Source organism: Protofrankia sp. Cr1 (genome assembly GCF_963555865.1).
In the GTDB taxonomy this organism is placed as follows: Bacteria; Actinomycetota; Actinomycetes; order Frankiales; family Frankiaceae; genus Protofrankia.
The window spans coordinates 1-3,363 of record NZ_CAUVXO010000553.1 but is presented as its reverse complement, the minus strand read 5'-3'; the positions used below and the strand labels follow the sequence as shown (position 1 = coordinate 3,363).

Annotated in this window: 3 protein-coding genes; all 3 read right to left on the bottom strand. The window is 68.6% G+C overall.

The window, feature by feature from the left end:
• A partial coding sequence (locus U9980_RS25660; protein WP_322770281.1) for a recombinase family protein occupies window positions 1-1,519 on the bottom strand: 1,519 nt, incomplete at its 3' end.
• A 2-nt stretch (window positions 1,520-1,521) separates the two neighbouring features.
• On the bottom strand, window positions 1,522-1,722 hold the full coding sequence (locus U9980_RS25655) for a hypothetical protein (protein ID WP_322770280.1): 201 nt from the start codon (window positions 1,720-1,722) through the stop codon (window positions 1,522-1,524).
• On the bottom strand, window positions 1,719-3,164 hold the full coding sequence (locus U9980_RS25650) for a hypothetical protein (RefSeq protein WP_322770279.1): 1,446 nt from the start codon (window positions 3,162-3,164) through the stop codon (window positions 1,719-1,721). The genes U9980_RS25655 and U9980_RS25650 overlap by 4 nt, the downstream gene beginning before the upstream one ends.
• Window positions 3,165-3,363: the final 199 nt, after the last annotated feature.

Below are 3,363 nucleotides of genomic sequence, written 5' to 3'. Positions count from 1 at the left end.
GGACGGCGACGATGTCGCCCATGGTGGTGACCATGTCGCTGATTTCCTGTTTGGTCATGCGTTGGCGGCGGGTGCTGGCGCGGAGGCGGGCTTGGGCGGCGGTGCGTTCGGTGTTGACCTTGGCGGTCCAGCGGGCGACGAGGGTGGGGTCGGTGCCGGCTTCGAGGGCGAGCCGGTAACGCTCGAGCTTGGCGTCGCAGTCAGCGATGGTGCGCCGGGCCTGCGCGAGGGGGGCGTCATGACGGAGATCGGTGTCGTCGTCTTGGGCTGCGGTGAGTGCAGCGATGGTGGCGGTGAGTCGGGGTGGGGTGAAGACTCGGGCGAGCCAGCGGTCGAGGTGGGGGACGATGAGTTCCTCGCGGACGTAGACGCTGCGGGGGTGGTGGATGTGGTTGGCCAGGGCGTACTGGTCGGGGTAGACGCAGCGGTAGTGGGGTTTGCCGTTGTTCCAGCTGCCCTGCATCCGCCGCCGGCAGATCCCGCAGTGCATGAGGCCTCGCAGCTGGTAGGGGTGCCGGGTGCGCTTGGGTTCGCGCGGTCCGCTCGGATCGACTCTGCGAACGTTGTAGCGGGCCTGGACCTGAGTGAAGGTCTCGTCGTCGACGAGTGGCGGGTGGACGACGGCGGCCGAGTAGATCCAGACGTTCGGGTCGTTCCAGCGCATCCGGGTTTCGTAGCCGAGGGCGACGTCCTCGACGTCGAGGAGGATCTCGTCTTTGCGTTGGCGGTTCCAGACTTGGCGGCCGGTGTAGCGGGGGTTGGTCAGGATCGCGCGTAGCGCAGCTTTGGACCAGGCGATGCCGGAGCGGTGGGGGTTACGCACCGGGTCATAGGCGGACGGGCTGGAAATGCCGTCGGCGGTAAGTCCTTCGGCGATCGCGTACAGCCCGCGGCCCGCGGCGTATTCACGGAAGATCCTGGCGGTGATGGGGCTGGTGACGGGGTCCGGTTCCAGAACGTGGAGGCGTTTGCCGTCGGCGGCTTTGGCTGGGTTGGGGTGTGGTCCGGCGTCGGCGATGCGGTAGCCGTAGGGTGGCCTGCCGCCGAGGTAGCGGCCTTCGGTTTTGGCCTGGGCGGCCATCGCGGTCCGGACCCGAATCTTGATGCGGTTGCGTTCTCCTTTGGACATGCCGCCGAACACGGACATGATCAGGTCGTGGGCTTCGGAGGTGGGGTCGATCGGTCCGCCGACCTCGGGCACCCAGAAGGCGACGCCGTAGTGTTCGAAGACGGGGTGCACGAGGCTGTACTGGTTGCCGTAGAACGCACGGTGGGGTTCGCCGATCACGACCGCGTCGAAGCCGCGACCGGGGTCGCGCAGCGCGGCGAGGAGGAGAGCGGCCTGGGGGCGGCGTTTCCACGGGATCGATCGAGACTGGCCGATGTCGAAGTACTCGGTGACGATCTCGCCGTGGGTGTCGGTGAGGGCGCGGGCGCGGGTGAGCTGCCATGCGAGCGAGGACGCGGGGTCTTGTTGATCTTCGGTGGAGACGCGTCCGTAGAAAGCGAAGCTGGTCAAGGTCAGGAAGCCTTTCGTTCCACCCCGTCGTCAGTCGGTGGCGGGGGAGGGGCGGGGGAGTGCTGGGCGAGGGTCTGGCTGGCGAGCCGGCGGCGGATCAGCCGTAACAGTGCTGCGGCCAGACCCGGAGTCACGACCGGCGGCTGGTCAGGGACGACGACCTCGAAGGGACGGGGTGTCTCGTCGGCTTCGTCGTCCTTCACCGGGTCTCCGACCCGGGCAGGACGTGGCGGCCGAGGCCATGGCGGAGGCAGAACGCGGCAGCATCGGCGCTGAGCTGATCTGGCCCCGCGAGCAACTGGCTGCGCAGCACCGCGCGGTCCGCCAGCGCGTCTCCGTCCTTGGATGACGGGAGATCGTCGCCGGGTTCGGTGTCGTTGAGGTGCTGCAGGAAGCGTTCCACGATCGCGGGCCAGTCAGGGCCGAGCCACCAGTGCCGGCACGTCGTGAGCGTCCACGACGCCAGGAACAGCAGCACGGCCTGTGGCCCGATCTTGTTTGTGATGGTGGCCCACCGGGCGCACCACGTCCGGACCGTGCGGCGGTACCGCTTGAGACTGGCACGGTCCGGAGCAACGTCAGAAAGACTCCGCCCGTCGGGCAGTCGAAGATCCGGAGCGGTGAGGGCGCCTGCGATGGCCGCGAACACCTCCCCTGGGCTTTCGCCACGCACGGTCTCCTGCCCGCCCGGCGACAGGCCAGGCAGATGCGTGGTCATAAGGTCGCGTGCGAGCCGGGTGATGGCCGCATTCGCTCGCATCATCTCCGCGTCATCAGGCCGGCTGTCGCGGCCCGCGTGCCAGTCCTCGACCGGACCATCACGCCACGCCAGTCGCGCCACCGCGACCGCCGCGAGATCGATCAAAGCCCCGGAGTCGTCGGGATCAACACCGACGTGATGCACTATCTGCCGGAGCATTCCCGGATCAAACGGGCCGTCCGCGCCAGGCGGGAGGGACGCTCCAGGCCCCGCCGCCTTCCCTCGTCCCCCGTGTCGCCCGCGCCCCGAAGTCTGCGGTTCGAGCCCCCGCAGGCCCACCAATGTAGGCATTGCGCGAACCGCTCCCTTCGGGGGCGTTGTGGCTGGTAGGACGGCTGCGGCGGCCCTGTGGGGGGCGTTTTTCGTGGCTGGTCGGGTTGGCTTGGGTCGGTCTGTGTCTCCAGTCTCTACGTTGGCGGTGCCCCCGGAAGTGTCGGGTCTGGGGACTTTGAAGATCGGTACGAGCCGGTCGGGTCCGAGGATCTTCACTTCGGCGACGAGGGCTTCGACGAGGGCCTTGCGTTGGAGGTCGTCGCCCGTCTCGATGATCGTCTCGATGTGCTGGACGACCGTACGGAGGGTGGAGCGGGCCGGCATGACCGGTTCGTCGTCGATCTCTTCGGTGAGTTCGGCTTGCCGGTGCCGCAGCTGCTTCTGCTTGGTCCGCAGCATGCCGAGCCGGTCGGCGAGGATCTCTTCGTCGAGGGTACCGCGCTCGAAGGCGCCCAGGTAGCGGTCGATGGCCTGGTCGGTCTGGGCGAGTTCGGTCTCGATGGCGGTGAGTTCGTCGGTGCGGTCGGAGCGGGCGTCGCGGTGGCGGCGCTGGGCGGCGACGGCCTGCTGGGTTCGTTTCGTGGTGGTACGGCGCGCGGTCGAGCGCGGCATTGTGCCCTTCCTTCCTCGGGTGCCGGTGTGCGGCGCGGTTTCTATTCCTGGCGAAAGCGCCGCCGGGTTCCCCGGCGGGTGGTCAGCCAGGCGAGAAACCGGGGTCTGGTGGCGCCGCCGGTTCCGGGACGGAGCTGAGAATAGGTGGGGTGGGTCGCGAGGAAGGCCAGGACCTTCTCCTGCTGTGCCGCTATGGACC

Excerpts from the sequence above, each read along its gene's own strand:
- U9980_RS25650 (WP_322770279.1), bottom strand. The coding sequence starts at position 3,164 with ATGCCGCGCTCGACCGCGCGCCGTACCACCACGAAACGAACCCAGCAG.